General features: G+C 62.0%; 15 protein-coding genes. 6 read left to right on the top strand and 9 right to left on the bottom strand.

Translation table 11 applies throughout. The annotated features are described in order from the left end of the window. Window positions 1-54: 54 nt before the first annotated feature. From DNK50_RS03005 to DNK50_RS02995, 3 genes are all read right to left on the bottom strand, one after another. A complete protein-coding gene (locus DNK50_RS03005) occupies window positions 55-1,365 on the bottom strand; it encodes an autotransporter domain-containing protein (RefSeq protein ID WP_112192793.1) in 1,311 nt (436 codons plus the stop codon). Window positions 1,366-1,510: 145 nt separating this feature from the next. Beyond that, a complete protein-coding gene (locus DNK50_RS03000) occupies window positions 1,511-2,281 on the bottom strand; it encodes an amino acid ABC transporter permease (protein ID WP_099586074.1) in 771 nt (256 codons plus the stop codon). Next, a complete protein-coding gene (locus tag DNK50_RS02995; RefSeq protein WP_112192792.1) occupies window positions 2,278-3,099 on the bottom strand; it encodes an ABC transporter substrate-binding protein in 822 nt (273 codons plus the stop codon). Before DNK50_RS02995 ends, DNK50_RS03000 begins: the two co-directional genes overlap by 4 nt. Window positions 3,100-3,211: 112 nt before the next feature. Between DNK50_RS02995 and DNK50_RS02990 the strand changes: the two genes are divergently transcribed. Continuing rightward, window positions 3,212-4,108 carry a homocysteine S-methyltransferase family protein gene (locus DNK50_RS02990; protein ID WP_112192791.1) on the top strand — a complete coding sequence of 299 codons (897 nt, stop codon included), beginning with the start codon at window positions 3,212-3,214 and terminating at the stop codon, window positions 4,106-4,108. Window positions 4,109-4,111: 3 nt separating this feature from the next. Here the strand turns inward: DNK50_RS02990 and DNK50_RS02985 are convergent, their stop codons facing one another. The 3 genes from DNK50_RS02985 to DNK50_RS02975 are packed head-to-tail and all read right to left on the bottom strand — an operon-like array spanning window position 4,112 to window position 5,878. Next, on the bottom strand, window positions 4,112-4,786 hold the full coding sequence (locus tag DNK50_RS02985; RefSeq protein WP_099586071.1) for a GNAT family N-acetyltransferase: 675 nt from the start codon (window positions 4,784-4,786) through the stop codon (window positions 4,112-4,114). Window positions 4,787-4,796: 10 nt separating this feature from the next. Continuing rightward, on the bottom strand, window positions 4,797-5,243 hold the full coding sequence (locus tag DNK50_RS02980; RefSeq protein WP_099586070.1) for a GNAT family N-acetyltransferase: 447 nt from the start codon (window positions 5,241-5,243) through the stop codon (window positions 4,797-4,799). Then, entirely contained in the window at window positions 5,240-5,878 is a 639-nt protein-coding gene (locus tag DNK50_RS02975) for an FMN-binding negative transcriptional regulator (RefSeq protein ID WP_112192790.1), read from the bottom strand. The genes DNK50_RS02980 and DNK50_RS02975 overlap by 4 nt, the downstream gene beginning before the upstream one ends. Window positions 5,879-5,968: 90 nt before the next feature. On the opposite strand from DNK50_RS02975, the gene DNK50_RS02970 reads away from it, so the two are divergent. Next, window positions 5,969-7,516, top strand: a complete 1,548-nt coding sequence (locus DNK50_RS02970; RefSeq protein WP_112192789.1) for a PLP-dependent aminotransferase family protein — start codon at window positions 5,969-5,971, stop codon at window positions 7,514-7,516. 40 nt (window positions 7,517-7,556) lie between these two features. On the opposite strand, the gene DNK50_RS02965 is transcribed toward DNK50_RS02970, so the two are convergent. From DNK50_RS02965 to aspA, 3 genes are all read right to left on the bottom strand, one after another. After that, the gene (locus DNK50_RS02965; protein ID WP_112192788.1) at window positions 7,557-8,543 is read right to left on the bottom strand and encodes an asparaginase; all 987 of its coding nucleotides are present in this window, start codon (window positions 8,541-8,543) and stop codon (window positions 7,557-7,559) included. 77 nt (window positions 8,544-8,620) lie between these two features. Beyond that, window positions 8,621-10,066 (bottom strand): sodium:alanine symporter family protein, encoded by a 1,446-nt coding sequence (locus DNK50_RS02960; RefSeq protein ID WP_099586066.1) that lies wholly within the window; start codon window positions 10,064-10,066, stop codon window positions 8,621-8,623. A 390-nt stretch (window positions 10,067-10,456) separates the two neighbouring features. After that, on the bottom strand, window positions 10,457-11,881 hold the full coding sequence (aspA, locus tag DNK50_RS02955) for an aspartate ammonia-lyase (RefSeq protein WP_032884466.1): 1,425 nt from the start codon (window positions 11,879-11,881) through the stop codon (window positions 10,457-10,459). A gap of 182 nt (window positions 11,882-12,063) precedes the next feature. On the opposite strand from aspA, the gene DNK50_RS02950 reads away from it, so the two are divergent. The 4 genes from DNK50_RS02950 (at window position 12,064) to DNK50_RS02935 (ending at window position 15,183) form a co-directional block, all read left to right on the top strand. Further along, window positions 12,064-12,972 carry a LysR substrate-binding domain-containing protein gene (locus DNK50_RS02950; protein WP_053127569.1) on the top strand — a complete coding sequence of 303 codons (909 nt, stop codon included), beginning with the start codon at window positions 12,064-12,066 and terminating at the stop codon, window positions 12,970-12,972. Between the two features lie 272 nt (window positions 12,973-13,244). Further along, window positions 13,245-13,736: a 5-(carboxyamino)imidazole ribonucleotide mutase gene (gene purE / locus DNK50_RS02945; protein WP_003176980.1), complete on the top strand. Its 492-nt coding sequence runs from the start codon at window positions 13,245-13,247 to the stop codon at window positions 13,734-13,736. An 11-nt stretch (window positions 13,737-13,747) separates the two neighbouring features. After that, the gene (locus DNK50_RS02940; protein ID WP_112192787.1) at window positions 13,748-14,833 is read left to right on the top strand and encodes a 5-(carboxyamino)imidazole ribonucleotide synthase; all 1,086 of its coding nucleotides are present in this window, start codon (window positions 13,748-13,750) and stop codon (window positions 14,831-14,833) included. Window positions 14,834-14,937: 104 nt separating this feature from the next. Beyond that, window positions 14,938-15,183: a GlsB/YeaQ/YmgE family stress response membrane protein gene (locus DNK50_RS02935; protein WP_099586064.1), complete on the top strand. Its 246-nt coding sequence runs from the start codon at window positions 14,938-14,940 to the stop codon at window positions 15,181-15,183. The last annotated feature ends 58 nt before the right edge of the window (window positions 15,184-15,241 follow it).

Raw genomic sequence — 15,241 nt, 5'->3', positions numbered from 1 at the left:
GGGGGGGCATGTGCCCCCCTTTTTTTTCGCCTGATGATCAGGCGATTGTGCGTCTTAGAACGTCATCGCCCATTGGCCCATCAGCCCCTGGTTGCGGCTGTTGCTGCCGAACTCGGCGGAATAGGTGAGGCCCACGCTATGTTCGGCTGACAGCGCCATGTCCAGGCCAGTACGCATCGCCAGGCTGTTGCGGTCCAGGGAGGTGCCGTCGATGGTGAAGTCGCTGCTGAAGTCTTCGCGTCTTTCCCCGGCGAAGGACTGGCGCACACGGCTGTCGACGGTGCCATACAGGTGTTTCCACTGGGTGCTCAGGTGCGGTTTGAGGGTCATCTGGTTGTCCAGCCTGAAGTCGCGGGCCAGGCGCAGGCCGAAGGTGCTGCTGAGGTTTTGCTGGGTTTGTGTTCCGACGTTCAGGGCGCTGTAGCCACCTTTCTCCTGGAACCGGTCGCGCTGATAACGCTGGAAACCCAAACCGGCAAAGGGCTCGACGCGCAAGCCGCCCGTGTCCAACTGGTAGCCCATTTCGGTGAACGCGTTTTGGCTCTGGGCTTTGTAATTGCCCGTGAGGTGCTCGCTATAATCGATGAAGTCAAAGTCGACACCGCGTTTGTTTCGACCGGCATGACTGCTGTAAAGCGCACCCAGGCGCAACGCCAGCGGCCCGTCCTGGCGCACCGCATAGGCGCCCATGTGCCAGCTGTCCAATTCGCCCTTGAAACGCTTGGCGCTCAGTTCACTGCCAGACTTGCCACCCACCACGCCGATCCGCCACACCGGGTCGATTGACCAGTCGGCCCCCAGCAACAGACCTTGGCTGCGTTGTTTCAAACCGGCGCTGCCTTGTTGTCCATCGAGCCTGCCGCTGTTGCCCAGGCCTTGGACCCAAACGCGGCCCGTCTCGCCGGTGTCGTTATCCAACTGGCGTATTGCCGAATGCAGGCTGGCATTCAGCTGTTTCATGCTGTTTTGGGTGGCGGTGCCCAGGTTGGCGTTTTGGCTACCGGCCACTTGTTCCAGCACGGCACCTAGCCGGCCCGGCTCCAGGCTGCCCAAGTACTGGAGGTAATCCTCCAGTTCGTATTTCGTCCAATAGCCCAGTTCGTCCGACGCCAGCAGGTCATGGACTGCGGAGTCCAGCATGCGGGCGACACTCAGGCCGTTTCGACTGGTGGCGTGGTCGGCGAGGTAGACGTCTTCGGGCGCTGGAATGGCAGGCTCTGGATAAGCGTTTTTGTTGCCTGCCACGAGCTGGTCGAGCCATTCGCTGTCGGGCTCCATGTCGCCGCGTGCCTGTGCGTTTTGAGCGCCGACGGCCCCCAGCACCAGGGTCATGGCCAGCGCGAATTGTTTCTGTAATAACCGCATGTAAACCCACCTCTTGATATATGAGGCGGGGAATTTAGCGAGGTACAGGGAGGATAAATGTCAGGCTCGCAGCCACTGGTTTGCGGGAGATGTCTCTCGTCTGCTGCGATTTGAAACGCTGGGCGATAGGGCGAATGGCGGCGGTTTACCGACGCCGAACGTAACCCTTGCCATAGTGACGCTCCATCCGCGCCTGGATCAGCTCCAGCCCTAGGGACATCACCCAATAGATGATCGCAGCGGTGGTGAGCATCTCGATGTAGCGATAGCTCGAACGGCCATAGGATTGCGCCAGGAACATCACCTCCCACACGCCCATCACCGAGATCAGGGACGAGTCCTTGAGCATCGAAATGAACTGGTTGGTGGCCGGTGGAACGATGGTGCGCATGGCTTGGGGCAGGGTGACGTGCCAAAAGATCGCGTTGTCGCGCATGCCCAGCGCGAGGGCGGCTTCGCGTTGGCCGTGGGGCACGCCGAGGATGCCGGCGCGGAAGATTTCGCTCAGGTAGGCGCCATAGTTCAGCGACAGCGCAATGATCCCGGCTGTGATCGCCCCAGGTACCAAGCCCAGTTGCGGCAGGCCCAGGTAGATCAGCAGGATTTGGATCAGCAGCGGCGTACCGCGAAAAAATGAGGCGTAGAAGGTCGCGATGCCGAACGCCACCGCACTGCGGGACAGGCGCCCCAGCGCCGTGACGAAACCCAGCGCCGACGACACCAGAATCGAACACAGGCACAGGAACAGCGTCAACGCCGCGCCCTGCAGGAAGCCATTGGGCGCCAGATGCAGGCCGACCAGGTTCGGCAGCTTGTCGAGAATGATCGAGAACTTCAGGTCAAAGCTCAGGAAGAAACTGGCAAACAGGGCGAACAGCGCCGCCCAGGTCAGGTAAAGCCGCGTGCGAAAACTCATCGGCTGATATCAGCGCCGATCCATTTTTGCGACAGCTTGCTCAAGGTGCCGTCCTGTTTGAGCTGGGCAAACACCTCACGCACTTTGCTGTCCCACGCGGCGTCGCCTTTTTCGATGGCTACTGAGTTGGGCTCCGAGTACAGCGGTTCGCCAGCCAGCTTGAAGCGCTTGTCCTGGGTCAGGCGCGGTTGGGCGGTGACCAGGTTGGTGAGGATCGCATCCAGGCGCACGCCGGCACCCAGGCCGAGGTCCTGGAAGGCGACGTTATCGGTGTCGTACGGGGCGATCTGCACGTTCTCGAATGGGTACTGCAACTGCGTGTCTTCGGCGCCTTCGATCACCAGGTTCTTGTTCAGGTAGCTCTCATAGCTGGAGGCGCTGGTGAGGCCGACTTTCTTGCCGCTCAGATCCTTGGCAGCGTGGATGCGGTCATCCTTGGCATTGACCACGATCACGGCCGGGGAAGCGTAGTACTCCACCGGGAAATCAAACACTTCGGCGCGGGCCTTGCTCGGGGTCATCGAGCAGATGCAGATATCGTAGCGCCCGCTCCAGCGACCGGCGGCGATAACGTCCCAGGACGGCGTTTCCAGGCGCAGCTTTACACCCAACTTTTGTGCCACGGCCTTGGCCACATCGACGTCGAAGCCGTCGAGTTGGTTCTGGTCATTGAGGAACGAGAACGGCGGATAGCTTTCCATCAGTACGCCCACCAACTCTTTTTTCTGTTCAATCCGCTCCAGCGTGGCCCCGCCGAAGGCTTGGGTCGAGGCAGCCAGTATCATCAGGCCCAGGGCCAGCAGGGGTTTAAGTTTCACGAAGGACACCTTTAGAAAAAAGAGTTGGTACGAACCGGATTGAACGTATTAAATAGTTATAAGAACGACTCTCATAGTGAGTTATTTTCATAAGCTTATGAGTAAAAAGCATATGGGCGCAGAAACAGTAATCCTCGATGGTGGCATGGGCCGTGAACTGCAACGCCGTGGCGCGCCGTTCCGCCAGCCGGAGTGGTCGGCGTTGGCCTTGAGCGAAGCGCCGCAGGCGGTGGAGGCGGTACACGCGGCCTATATCGACAGCGGTGCCAACGTGATCACCAGCAACAGCTACGCGGTGGTGCCGTTTCATATCGGTGAAGCGCGGTTTGCGGCTGAAGGCCAAGCCCTGGCGGCGTTGGCGGGTGAGTTGGCGCGTCGTGCGGTGACGGCCTCGGGCAAAAACGTGCGGGTGGCCGGTTCGCTGCCGCCGCTGTTTGGCTCGTATCGCCCCGATCTGTTCGAGGCTGAGCGGGTGACCGAACTGCTGACGCCTCTGGTAAAGGGCCTGGCGCCCCACGTTGATCTGTGGCTGGCGGAAACCCAGAGTTCGATCATTGAGGCGAAGGCGATCAAGGCCGGCCTGCCGCAGGATGGCAAGCCGTTCTGGCTGTCGTTTACCTTGAAAGACGAAGACACCGACGACGTGCCGCGCCTGCGCTCCGGCGAGTCGGTGGCAGGCGCCGCCGAAGCGGCGGCGCAGTTGGGTGTGCAGGTGCTGTTGTTCAATTGCAGCCAGCCGGAAGTGATTGGCGCGGCCATCGACGCGGCGCGTCAGACCTTCGAGCGCCTTGGCGTCGCGATCCAGATTGGCGCCTACGCCAATGCCTTCCCGCCACAACCCAAGGAAGCCACGGCCAATGATGGACTGGACCCATTGCGCGACGACCTCGACCCGCCGGGCTACCTGCATTGGGCCGCGGACTGGCAGAAACGCGGTGCCAGCCACTTGGGCGGTTGCTGTGGGATCGGGCCGGAGCATATTGCGGTGCTGGCCCAAAAGCTGAAGTAAGGCTTAAGCCTGGCGGCACTCCGCCAGGCCTTTCAACTGACCCGAAGCGCTCTGGTTGGACTCCGACAGCCACGCCTCAAACCCTGCGCCTACCTTCGGCCACTCCCCATCCAGAATCGAATACCACGCGGTATCGCGGTTCTGCCCCTTGACCACCATGTGCTGGCGGAACACTCCCTCGAAACTGAACCCCAACCGCTCGGCCGCGTATTTGGAGCGGGCATTGCCGTTGTTGCACTTCCATTCCAGGCGGCGGTAGCCCTGTTCGAATGCGTACTTGGCCAACAGGTAAACGGCTTCGGTGCTTTTCGGCGAGCGTTGCATCGGCGCGCCAAAAGTGACGTGGCCGATCTCGATGCGGCCCTGGGCCGGGACGATGGACATCAGGCTGAGGATGCCCTGTACTTCGCCGCTGGCGCGGTCAACCACGCTGAAGAAATACGGGTCGCTGTTGGCGGCGTGGTTGTTCAGCCAGGCATCGAATGCGGCACGCTCGGTAAACGGCCCGTAAGGCAGGTAATCCCAAAGCTTCGGATCGGCGCCGGGGCCATCGAGGGCTTGCCACAGCTGATCGGCGTGGCGTGCCGGGTCGAGTTTTTCCAGGCGAATAAAGCGCCCTTCAAGCAGGTGGGTGCTGGGTGCCGGGACGCCTTTCCAGTCGGCGGGGGAAATGGACATGCTGCGCTCCTTAAAGGCCTTTGCGAAATTGGATAAAGCCAGGGCGTTCGGCGATGCGTTCGTACAGCTGAATCGCCGTGGCGTTGGTCTCATGGGTCAACCAGTGGACCTTGCAGCAGCCGTCCGCTTTGGCGGTGGTGTAGACGAATTCGATCAGTTTGCGACCCACGCCGGTAGCGCGCTGGCTCGGGTCCACAAACAGGTCCTGCAGGTAGCAGGAGTTCTCGATGCTCCAGTTGGAGCGGTGGTAGATGAAGTTAACCATGCCCACTGCCTTGCCGTCCTGCCAGGCCAGGGCCGAGTAGGTCGGTTCCTGGGGGTTGATCAGGCGTTGCCAGGTGCTCTGGCTCACTGCGTCAGGCAGCTCGGTGTTGTAGAAGGTCAAATAGGCCTGCCACAGCGGCAGCCACGCGGCGTGGTCGGCGGCGGTGACGGGGCGGATGTCGATCTGGCTCATTCTGAAACTCCTTGGGGAATAAAGCGCGCGAGGGCCTGGTCGCGCACGTCGGGGCTGGCGGCCAGGCCTTCACGCATGCCGGCCATATCCGCCGCGCTGCGGTTCTGGCCGAGTTTGCGTTTGCCGATCACACGCTTGATCGGCAGGGCGAAGCCGACGATGGCCTTGAGCATGCCGTCAATGTAGTCGGCCGGAGCGTCGCTGACGGCCCAGGGTTGGGCGCGGCCGGTTTCGTGGCGTTCGGTCAGGGCGCTGACCAGCGCGAGCAGGCGCTCGGCGTCGGTGAACACTTCAGCTTTGCCGTAAGCGTGGACGGCGATGTAGTTCCAGGTCGGCACCACTTTGCCGTGCTCGGCCTTGGCCGGGTAGAACGCCGGGCTGATGTAGGCGTCGGCGCCTGCGAAAATCACTAGCGCGTCGCTGCCATTTTGCAAGTCGCGCCATTGCGGATTGGCCTTGGCCAGGTGTCCATAGAGCGTGCCGTTGGGGCCTTCATCGGGGTTGAGCAACAGCGGCAGGTGACTGGCCTGCAGGCCTTGCTCGCCAAAGGTCACCACCTGCGCCAGGCGTGCGTGCTGGATCAGTTGCTGGATTTCAGGCAAGTCGTCGATGGCGAAGGCGCGAGGTGTGTACATAAATATTTTCCTTGGCGAATGCCTGCATCCTAGGCAGGCTAATGGTTCGTTGTAAGAGCCATCTACTGCTCATTTCATAGGTCCAATTGCGTGCCAGCCATCGAACCTCCGCTGTCCTTCAACCCCGCCGGTATTGAGCTGGATCGCCGCCAGGGCCTTAGCCGTCAGCTTTATCAAGCGTTGCGCCAACGGGTGTTGGACGGGCGATTGGTCAGCGGCACACGTTTGCCGGCCAGCCGCGATCTGGCGGCCGCGCTGGCGATCTCCCGCAACAGCGTGGTGCGGGCCTACGATCAGCTGTACGCCGAAGGGTTTATCGAAGGGCGGGTGGGTGATGGCACGTATGTGGCGCAATTGACGCCTGCGCCGAGTCCGACAAAAAAATTATCCACAAAACTGTCCACAGGGTTTTCAACAGGCTTATCCCCAGACTTATCCACAATTTGCGCCGAATCAGCAGAAAATTTCCCGGCGCAGGTTATCCACAGCCCGGCTATTGAGCGGATGGAAAAGAACCATCTGCCGCTGCCGCCAACGGGTCCTCCACGAGCTTTTCGCGTGGGCGTGCCGGCTTTTGATCTGTTCCCTTTCGACGTGTGGGCCAAGCTGAACGCGGCATTCTGGCGCAAGCCGGACTTTCAGCAGCTGTGTTACGGCGACCCGGCGGGTGATGGCCGCTTGCGTGGCTTGATCGCTGCTTATCTGCGCAGTTCCCGGGGTATGCATTGCAGTGCTGAGCAAATAGTGATCACCAGTGGTGCGCAGCAGGCAATCAGCCTTTGTGCACAGCTGTTGGTTGAGCCCGGTACGGGGGTGGCCATTGAAAATCCAGGCTACCGCGCCGCCGGCCATGCCTTCGCCGTTGCCGGGGCAACCTTGCATGGCGTGGCCGTAGACCAGGAAGGCATCGACTGCACGGCGCTGTCGGCGCTGGATGACTGTCATTTGGCGTACGTCACCCCATCCCACCAGTACCCGTTGGGCGTGGTGATGAGCCTGACGCGGCGCCTGGAACTGTTGGCCTGGGCCGAACGACGTGGCTGTTGGATCATCGAGGACGACTACGATGGCGAGTACCGCTACAGCGGCGCGCCGCTGGCACCTTTGGCGGCGCTGGATCGCAGTGGACGGGTGTTGTACGTCGGCACTTTTGGCAAGGTCGCGTTCCCGGCGCTGCGCCTCGGGTATCTGGTACTGCCGCCAGGCTTGGTGCAGGCATTCGCTCAGCGCCGGGCAGTGGATGTGCGGCACTCGGAGATCAGCACCCAGGCGGTAATGGCCGAGTTCATGGCGACGGGGCATTTCCAGCGGCACATTCGCCGCATGCGCCGCGCCGCGTTGAGTCGGCGTAACACCTTGCTCGCAGGGTGGCCGCACGCACTGCCGGGGGTTGGCGAGTTGCCCGGCGTCGCCGCCGGCCTGCACTTGACCGTACGCGTGGACAGCCTCGCCCGGGAGCGTGAGCTGCTGGCCCAGGCGCGTTCCGCCGATGTCGAGATCAATGGCCTGAGCACTTATTGGCTGCCGAACTCTGTCACCGCGCCCGACCAACGTGCCGGCCTGGTCCTGGGGTTCGCGGCGGTGCCCGAAGCCGCAATTGCCCAGGCGCTTATGCGCTTGCGTAAAGCCTGGTCATGAGGGTCCATGCAAGGGACCGACAGGTCAGCGGCGGAGGTGATTATGTATAGGCGATCAGCTCACCGCACAGGTCCAGCTCCACCAGGCGGCGAACCTCGGCGGTGGCGAGGCCGGCGCCGATCAGCGCGTTGAGCTTGCCGAACGCCGCCTCACGGGTCATCCCACCGCCCGACAACACGCCTACGCCACGCAGGCGGCTGCCCGCTTCGTACACATCCAGTTCTACACCGCCTTCATGGCATTGCGTGATTGCTACCACGACCACACCCTGCTCCTGGGCCCGTTTGAGGCTGTCGAGGAAGGTCGGGTTGTCGCTGGGGCCGGTGCCGCTGCCATAACACTCCAGGACCAACGCCTGGATACCGCTGTCGATCATGGCATCCAATTGCACGGCGCTCATGCCCGGCACCAGCGGCAGCACACCGATGTTGGCCAGCGCCTTGGGCTGACGGTAGTCCAGGGCTGCCGGGGTTGTATCGGCCTTGCTCGCGCTGCTGCTGCGCTGCAGTGCTGCAAACGGATGGCGACCAAAGCTGCGGATCTTCGCGCAACGGGTCGGGGCCATCAGCGCGCCGTGGAAATACAAATGCACGCCGGGCGCCAGGCCTTGATCCAACGCCGCCAGTGCACCGCTGACGTTTTCCCAGGCATCGCTGTCCGGCACGCCCGCCGGCAACATCGAGCCGGTAAACACCACCGGCGCCGGCAGGCCCAGCAGTTGGAAGCTCATGGCGGCTGCGCTGTAGGCCAGGGTGTCGGTGCCGTGCAGGATCAACACAGCGTCGCAACCCGCGTCCACGGCGTCGATCACGGCGGTGTGCAGGCGCTGCCAATAAGCGGGCGTCATGTTGGCGCTGTCGATCAGCGGCGCCATTTCCCGGAAGCGCCACGTGGGCACTTGCTGGTTGGCGAGCTGCTCGCGCATGCGCGCTTCAAAGCCGGATGCCGGGGCCAGGCCATTGGCGCTGGCCTGCATGCCGATGGTGCCGCCGGTGTAGAGCACCATCACGTTGTTAGCTGGTTGCATCGAAGAATCTCCTGAACGAAAAACGCCGCCGGGCCCAGAGCATGCCCAAGGCCGGGCGGCGTGTCATCTAGCTGCGATTAACGTTGCGCTTGAGCGCTCAGTTCCGCCGCCGGGGCCGCTTCGGATTTCACCGGGTTTGCCGGCCAAGCCGAGCGGTCCAGGTCCAGGTCAGGGAACTGGCTGGAGTCGAACACCGGGGTCTTGATGCCTGCGGCGCGCTGGTTGTCGTAGTCGTTCAGGATGCGCATGGCGATCTTGAACAGGAACGCCAGGGCGAACAGGTTAACGAAGGCCAGCAGGGTCATGGTGATGTCGGCAAACGCGAACACCGTGCTCAGGTTTTCGATGGAGCCCCAGAAAATCAGCGCCAGTACCAATGCGCGGTAGCCCATCAGCACCTTGCGGTTATTGCCCACCAGGAAGCGCAGGTTGCTCTCGCCGAGGTAGTAGTTGTACATGATCGAGGTGAACACGAACAACGCCAGGGCCACCGAGATGAACATGCGGCCCCAGTCACCGACCACTGCCGCCAGGGAGTTCTGGGTCAGGGCAATGCCGTCGCCTTCAAAACCTGGGGTATAGAAGCCGGAAAGCAGGATCAGCAGCGCGGTGCAGGTGCAGATCACGAAGGTGTCGAGGAACACGCTGAACGCCTGGACCACGCCCTGGGCGATCGGGTGTTCTACGGAGGCCACCGCTGCCACGTTAGGCGCACTGCCCAAACCGGCTTCGTTGGCGAACACGCCGCGCTTCACACCCATGATGATTGCGCTGCCCACCAGGCCACCGAAGGCCTGGTCGAGGCCGAACGCGCTCTTGACGATGGTCGCGAGCATGGCCGGTACGTGGTCGAATTGCAGCACGATCACGTACAGGGTCACGGCGATATAGATCAGGGTCTTGACCGGCACCAGCAGGTCGGCGATCGAGGCGATGCGCTTGATCCCGCCGATGAACACCAGGCCCAGCAATGCCGCCAGGGCCAGGCCGGTGTAGGTGGTGTCGAGGCCGAAGGCGTTGTTGAGCGAGTGGGTCACGGCGTGGGCTTGCAGGCCGTTGAACGCGAAGCCGAAAGTCACCAGCAGCAGGAACGCCATCACCATCCCCAGCCAGCGTTTTTGCAGGCCGTGCTGGATGTAATAGGCCGGGCCGCCACGGTAGGTGCCCTCTGCGTCAGTGCGCTTGTACAGCTGGCCGAGGGAGCACTCGATAAAGCTCGACGACATGCCCACCAACGCGGTGACCCACATCCAGAACACGGCACCTGGGCCGCCAAGGGTAACGGCAATGCCGACACCGGCAATGTTACCGGCGCCTACGCGGCCGGCCAGGCTGAGCATCAGCGCCTGGAACGAGCTGAGTTGGCCGGAGCTGCTCTTCAGGCTGTCTTTGAACACCGAGAACATATGGAAAAAGTGACGCAGTTGTACGAAACGCGAGCGGATCGTGAAATAACCGCCGAGCCCGACAATGAGCACGATCAGTACTTTCCCTGAGAGGAAGTCGTTGATGACTTCGAGCATGGAGTGTTCCTCGCTGATTTTTCTAATGGCAAACGCAGGACGGTTCGACGCAATCGCTAAGCACCAGGCAGTGCACGACAGTTCGACCCCAATCCTTTTGCGGGTTGTTATTCATGCGGTTTCGCGCTGTACCGGGCCTCGTTACCGACGGCCGCAGACGCGAGAGGGGCGGCACTATACCTAGGCGAACGTGATCCGTCTGCTCGGGCTGATTAAAGGTTTCAGCCAAGCTGTTGCAGGCAAGGTGGGTTTGCAGGGCGATATTGGATTTTTTATGGGCGTCATTTCACAACCTTGAGGCAAAAAAAAGGGCCTGAAGAACGAGCCTTCGGGCCCTCAAAAGGTGAGAGGTGTCTAGTCCCTCAACCTGGTGAGCAGTGCAACAAACGCTTAGGCCTTCAACGGGACCAAGCGTGGAGCGATCATGTTTTCGGGGCGCAGGATGTCGTCGAGCATGGCGTCGTCGAGCAAGCCTTCTTCGCGCACCAGTTCCAGCACGCCGCGGCCGCTTTCGAGAGCGATACGCGCGATGCGGGTGGCGTTTTCATAGCCGATGTACGGGTTCAGCGCGGTGACCAGGCCGATGGAATGCTCCACCAGTTCGCGGCAGCGCGCTTCGTTGGCGGTGATGCCGACGATGCAGTGTTCGCGCAGCATGTCCATGGCGCGTTGCAGCAGGCGGATCGAGTCGAAGATCTTGAAAGCGATCAGCGGCTCCATCACGTTCAGTTGCAACTGGCCGCCTTCGGCCGCCATGGTCAGGGCCAGGTCGTTGCCGATCACTTGGAATGCAACCTGGTTCACGGCTTCCGGGATCACCGGGTTGACCTTGCCAGGCATGATCGAGCTGCCTGGCTGACGCGCCGGCAGGTTGATCTCGTTGATCCCGGTGCGTGGGCCGCTGGACAGCAGGCGCAGGTCGTTGCAGATCTTCGACAGCTTCACGGCGGTACGCTTGAGCATGCCGGAGAACAGCACGAAGGCGCCCATGTCGGAGGTGGCTTCGATCAAGTCGGCAGCCGGTACCAGCGGCTGGCCGCTGATGGTGGCCAGGCGTTGTACGGCCAGGGCCTGGTAACGCGGATCGGCGTTGATGCCGGTGCCGATGGCGGTGCCGCCCAGGTTCACTTCGGTCAGCAACTCTGGCGCCAGGGTTTTCAGGCGGGCCAGGTCTTCGCTGAGGGTGGTGGCGAAGGCGCGGAATTCCTGGCCGAGGGTCATCGGCACGGCGTCTTGCAGTTGGGTGCGGCCCATTTTCAGCACATGGCCGAACTCGACGCCTTTGGCGGCGAAGGCTTGGATCAGGCTGTCGAGGCTGGCCAGCAGTGCGTCATGGCCCAGCAGCAGACCCAGGCGGATCGCGGTCGGGTAGGCGTCGTTGGTCGACTGCGCCATGTTCACGTCGTTGTTGGGGTGCAGGTATTGGTATTCGCCCTTCTGGTGACCCATGGCCTCCAGCGCGATGTTGGCGATGACTTCGTTGGCATTCATGTTGGTTGAAGTGCCGGCGCCGCCTTGAATCATGTCCACCACGAACTCTTCGTGGAAATCGCCGCGGATCAGACGGGCACAGGCTTCGCTGATGGCAGCGTGCTTGGCTTCGCTGAGCTGGCCCAACTCGCGGTTGGCATCAGCGGCTGCTTGCTTGACCATTGCCAGGCCGACCACCAATTTCGGGTAATGCGAAATCGGAACGCCCGAGAGGCGGAAGTTATTCACCGCTCGCAGGGTCTGGATGCCGTAATACGCTTGGGCGGGTACTTCGAGTACGCCAAGCAGGTCTTTTTCTGTGCGGAATGATGCAGCGGAGGACATGACGGAAATCATCTCGATAGGGACCCGGAACAGGCCGGAACACCGCGAATGCTAGGCTTGTAGGAAAATTTGGGCCAATGCTGTTCAGCACTGGCCTATGCATAAACGGCATAATGCAGATGTGACCCGGCTATGATGGCGGGCGTGTGTGCCAAAATGGTGCGTACCCGTGGGAGGCAGTGATGAACCTTGAGAGCAAATGGCTGGAAGACTTCAGCGCCTTGGCGGCGACGCGCAGCTTTTCCCAGGCGGCGGAGCGGCGCTTTGTCACCCAGCCGGCGTTCAGTCGACGTATCCGCAGCCTTGAGGCCGCGCTCGGGCTGACCCTGGTCAATCGCTCACGCACCCCGGTGGAGCTGACGGCGGCGGGGCAACTGTTTCTGGTCACCGCGCGCACCGTGGTCGAGCAGCTTGGTGAAGTGCTGCGCCATTTGCATCATTTGGAAGGCGGGCAGGGCGAAGTCATGCAAGTGGCCGCCGCCCACTCCCTTGCGCTGGGTTTCTTCCCGCGCTGGATCGCGCAGTTGCGCAACGAGGGTTTGAACATCGCCACGCGGCTGGTCGCCACCAACGTCGGCGATGCCGTGCACGCCCTGCGCGAAGGTGGCTGCGACCTGATGCTGGCGTTCTACGACCCGGACGCGGCAATGCAGATGGACGCGGAAATCTTCCCGTCGCTGCATTTGGGCAACACCGAAATGCTCCCGGTGTGCGCCGCCGATGCCGACGGCAAACCGCTGTTTGACCTGGAAGGCGAGGGCAGCGTGCCGTTGCTGGCCTACAGCGCGGGTGCCTTCCTCGGGCGTTCGGTGCATTTACTGCTGCGCCAGCGCGCACTGCGTTTTACCACCGTGTACGAAACCGCCATGGCCGACAGCCTCAAAAGCATGGCCCTGGAAGGCCTGGGCATCGCCTGGGTGCCGCAACTGAGTGTGCGGGCGGAATTGGCCCGTGGCGAACTGGTGGTGTGCGGCGGGCCGCAATGGCATGTGCCGCTGGAGATTCGCCTGTATCGGTGTGCGTTGGTGCGCAAGGCGAATGTGCGGTTGTTGTGGCGCAAGTTGGAAGGTGGCGCTGCCCAAAGTACCTGAGCCAAACACGAATCAAATGTGGGAGGGGGCTTGCCCCCTCCCACAGGGTTTTGCAGTGTTTTTGACTGACTCTTGAGTCAATAAAACCGCCGGTTTGGGCGGTAAGACAGATGGTCATCCCAGGGGCTGTTTATCTGGATTATTACGGTATACTGCGCGGCCTTCGGCCGGTCCAACCGGCCTTAATTCGTACACCAAGCCACGCCGGATTTCCCGCGTGGCTTGTTGTTTTTTGACGCGCCTGCGGGCGCCCAGAGAGAAGAGGCACGACGATGAGTGCATTGGTTGGCGTGATCATGGGCTCCAAGTCCGATTGGTCCACCCTTAGCCACACCGCCGATATGCTGGAAAAACTCGGCATTCCGTATGAAGTGAAAGTGGTCTCTGCCCACCGCACCCCGGATTTGCTGTTCCAGTATGCCGATGAAGCAGAATCCCGTGGCATCGAGGTAATCATCGCCGGTGCCGGCGGCGCAGCGCACCTGCCGGGCATGTGTGCAGCCAAGACTCACCTGCCAGTGCTGGGCGTACCGGTGCAGTCGGCAATGCTCTCGGGCGTGGATTCGCTGTTGTCCATCGTGCAGATGCCGGCCGGTATCCCGGTGGCTACCCTGGCGATCGGCAAGGCTGGTGCGATCAACGCTGCCCTGCTGTCCGCCAGCATCCTGGGCGCCAAGCATCCGCAGTTCCACGCGGTGCTGAAAAAATTCCGTGCTGAGCAGACAGACAGCGTGCTGGACAATCCAGACCCACGTATCGCCTGAGGTTGTTGACGATGAAAATCGGTGTAATCGGTGGCGGCCAACTGGGCCGCATGCTGGCTTTGGCGGGTACCCCGCTGGGGATGAACTTCGCTTTCCTGGACCCGGCGCCGGACGCCTGCGCTGCGGCCCTGGGTGAACACCTGCGTGCTGACTACAGCGACCCGGACCACCTGCGCCAACTGGCCGATGAGGTCGACCTGGTGACCTTCGAGTTCGAAAGCGTCCCGGCCGAAACCGTGGCCTTCCTGTCGCAGTTCGTGCCGGTGTACCCGAGCGCCGAAGCCCTGCGCATTGCTCGCGACCGCTGGTTCGAAAAGAGCATGTTCAAGGACCTGGGCATTCCGACTCCCGCCTTCGCCGACATCCAGTCCCAAGCGGACCTGGACGCCGCTGTCGCCAGCATCGGCCTGCCAGCCGTGTTGAAAACCCGTACCCTGGGCTACGACGGCAAGGGCCAGAAGGTCCTGCGCACCGCTGCCGATGTGGTCGGCACCTTCGCCGAACTGGGCAGCGTCGCCTGCCTGCTGGAAGGCTTCGTGCCGTTCACCGGTGAAGTCTCGCTGATTGCCGTGCGGGCCCGTGATGGCGAGACCCGCTTTTACCCATTGGTGCACAACACCCACGACAGCGGCATTCTCAAGCTGTCCGTGGCCAGTACCGAGCACCCTTTGCAGGCGCTGGCCGAAGACTATTCCAGCCGTGTGCTCAAGCAACTGGATTATGTCGGCGTGATGGCGTTCGAATTCTTTGAAGTCGACGGCGGCCTCAAGGCCAACGAAATCGCCCCCCGCGTGCACAACTCCGGGCACTGGACCACTGAAGGCGCCGAGTGCAGCCAGTTCGAAAACCACCTGCGGGCGGTAGCGGGCTTGCCACTGGGTTCCACGGCCAAGGTCGGCGAGAGCGCCATGCTCAACTTCATCGGTGTGGTGCCGCCGGTTGAGCGTGTGATGGCGATTGACGATTGCCACGTGCATCACTACGGCAAAGCCTTCAAGGCCGGGCGCAAGGTCGGCCACGCCAACCTGCGCTGCAAGGACCGCGCGACGCTGCAAGCGCAGATCCTCAAGGTTGAAGCGCTGATCGCCGAGCAATAAGCCAAGCCCGACGGGAACCATTGGTGACCGTCGTCTCTCTGATTGCAGGATGCCAAAGCCTGACTAGGCTTTGGCATAGCTCACTTCATTCAGAGGGAAATGCCATGGGTATCATCGGAACCATCTTTATCGGCTTGATCGTCGGCCTGCTCGCGCGTTTCCTCAAGCCAGGCGACGACAGCATGGGCTGGATCATGACCATCCTGCTGGGTATCGCCGGCTCCCTGGCCGCGACCTACGGTGGTCAGGCACTGGGTATCTACCAGGCGGGTCAGGGCGCAGGCTTTCTGGGCGCGCTGGTCGGGGCGATCATCCTGCTGGTGATCTACGGCCTGATCAAAAAGAAGTAATCAGCCGACAAAGTCCTCTGCGCTGCGCAGGCGCAGAGGGCTAGAATGCTCGGCACTT

Origin of the sequence: Pseudomonas sp. LG1E9, assembly GCF_003290225.1 — a bacterium.
Lineage (GTDB): Bacteria > Pseudomonadota > Gammaproteobacteria > Pseudomonadales > Pseudomonadaceae > Aquipseudomonas > Aquipseudomonas cyclaminis.
Note: the sequence above shows the minus strand (reverse complement) of the source record. Positions and strands in the feature narration are given on the sequence as shown.

Coding starts and splice junctions, on each gene's coding strand:
- aspA (WP_032884466.1), bottom strand. CDS start 11,881: ATGTCCTCCGCTGCATCATTCCGCACAGAAAAAGACCTGCTTGGCGTA.
- DNK50_RS02980 (WP_099586070.1), bottom strand. CDS start 5,243: ATGAGCCAGATCGACATCCGCCCCGTCACCGCCGCCGACCACGCCGCG.
- DNK50_RS02985 (WP_099586071.1), bottom strand. CDS start 4,786: ATGTCCATTTCCCCCGCCGACTGGAAAGGCGTCCCGGCACCCAGCACC.
- DNK50_RS02960 (WP_099586066.1), bottom strand. CDS start 10,066: ATGCTCGAAGTCATCAACGACTTCCTCTCAGGGAAAGTACTGATCGTG.
- DNK50_RS02975 (WP_112192790.1), bottom strand. CDS start 5,878: ATGTACACACCTCGCGCCTTCGCCATCGACGACTTGCCTGAAATCCAG.
- DNK50_RS02940 (WP_112192787.1), top strand. CDS start 13,748: ATGAAAATCGGTGTAATCGGTGGCGGCCAACTGGGCCGCATGCTGGCT.
- DNK50_RS03005 (WP_112192793.1), bottom strand. CDS start 1,365: ATGCGGTTATTACAGAAACAATTCGCGCTGGCCATGACCCTGGTGCTG.
- DNK50_RS03000 (WP_099586074.1), bottom strand. CDS start 2,281: ATGAGTTTTCGCACGCGGCTTTACCTGACCTGGGCGGCGCTGTTCGCC.
- DNK50_RS02990 (WP_112192791.1), top strand. CDS start 3,212: ATGGGCGCAGAAACAGTAATCCTCGATGGTGGCATGGGCCGTGAACTG.
- DNK50_RS02935 (WP_099586064.1), top strand. CDS start 14,938: ATGGGTATCATCGGAACCATCTTTATCGGCTTGATCGTCGGCCTGCTC.
- DNK50_RS02965 (WP_112192788.1), bottom strand. CDS start 8,543: ATGCAACCAGCTAACAACGTGATGGTGCTCTACACCGGCGGCACCATC.
- purE (WP_003176980.1), top strand. CDS start 13,245: ATGAGTGCATTGGTTGGCGTGATCATGGGCTCCAAGTCCGATTGGTCC.
- DNK50_RS02950 (WP_053127569.1), top strand. CDS start 12,064: ATGAACCTTGAGAGCAAATGGCTGGAAGACTTCAGCGCCTTGGCGGCG.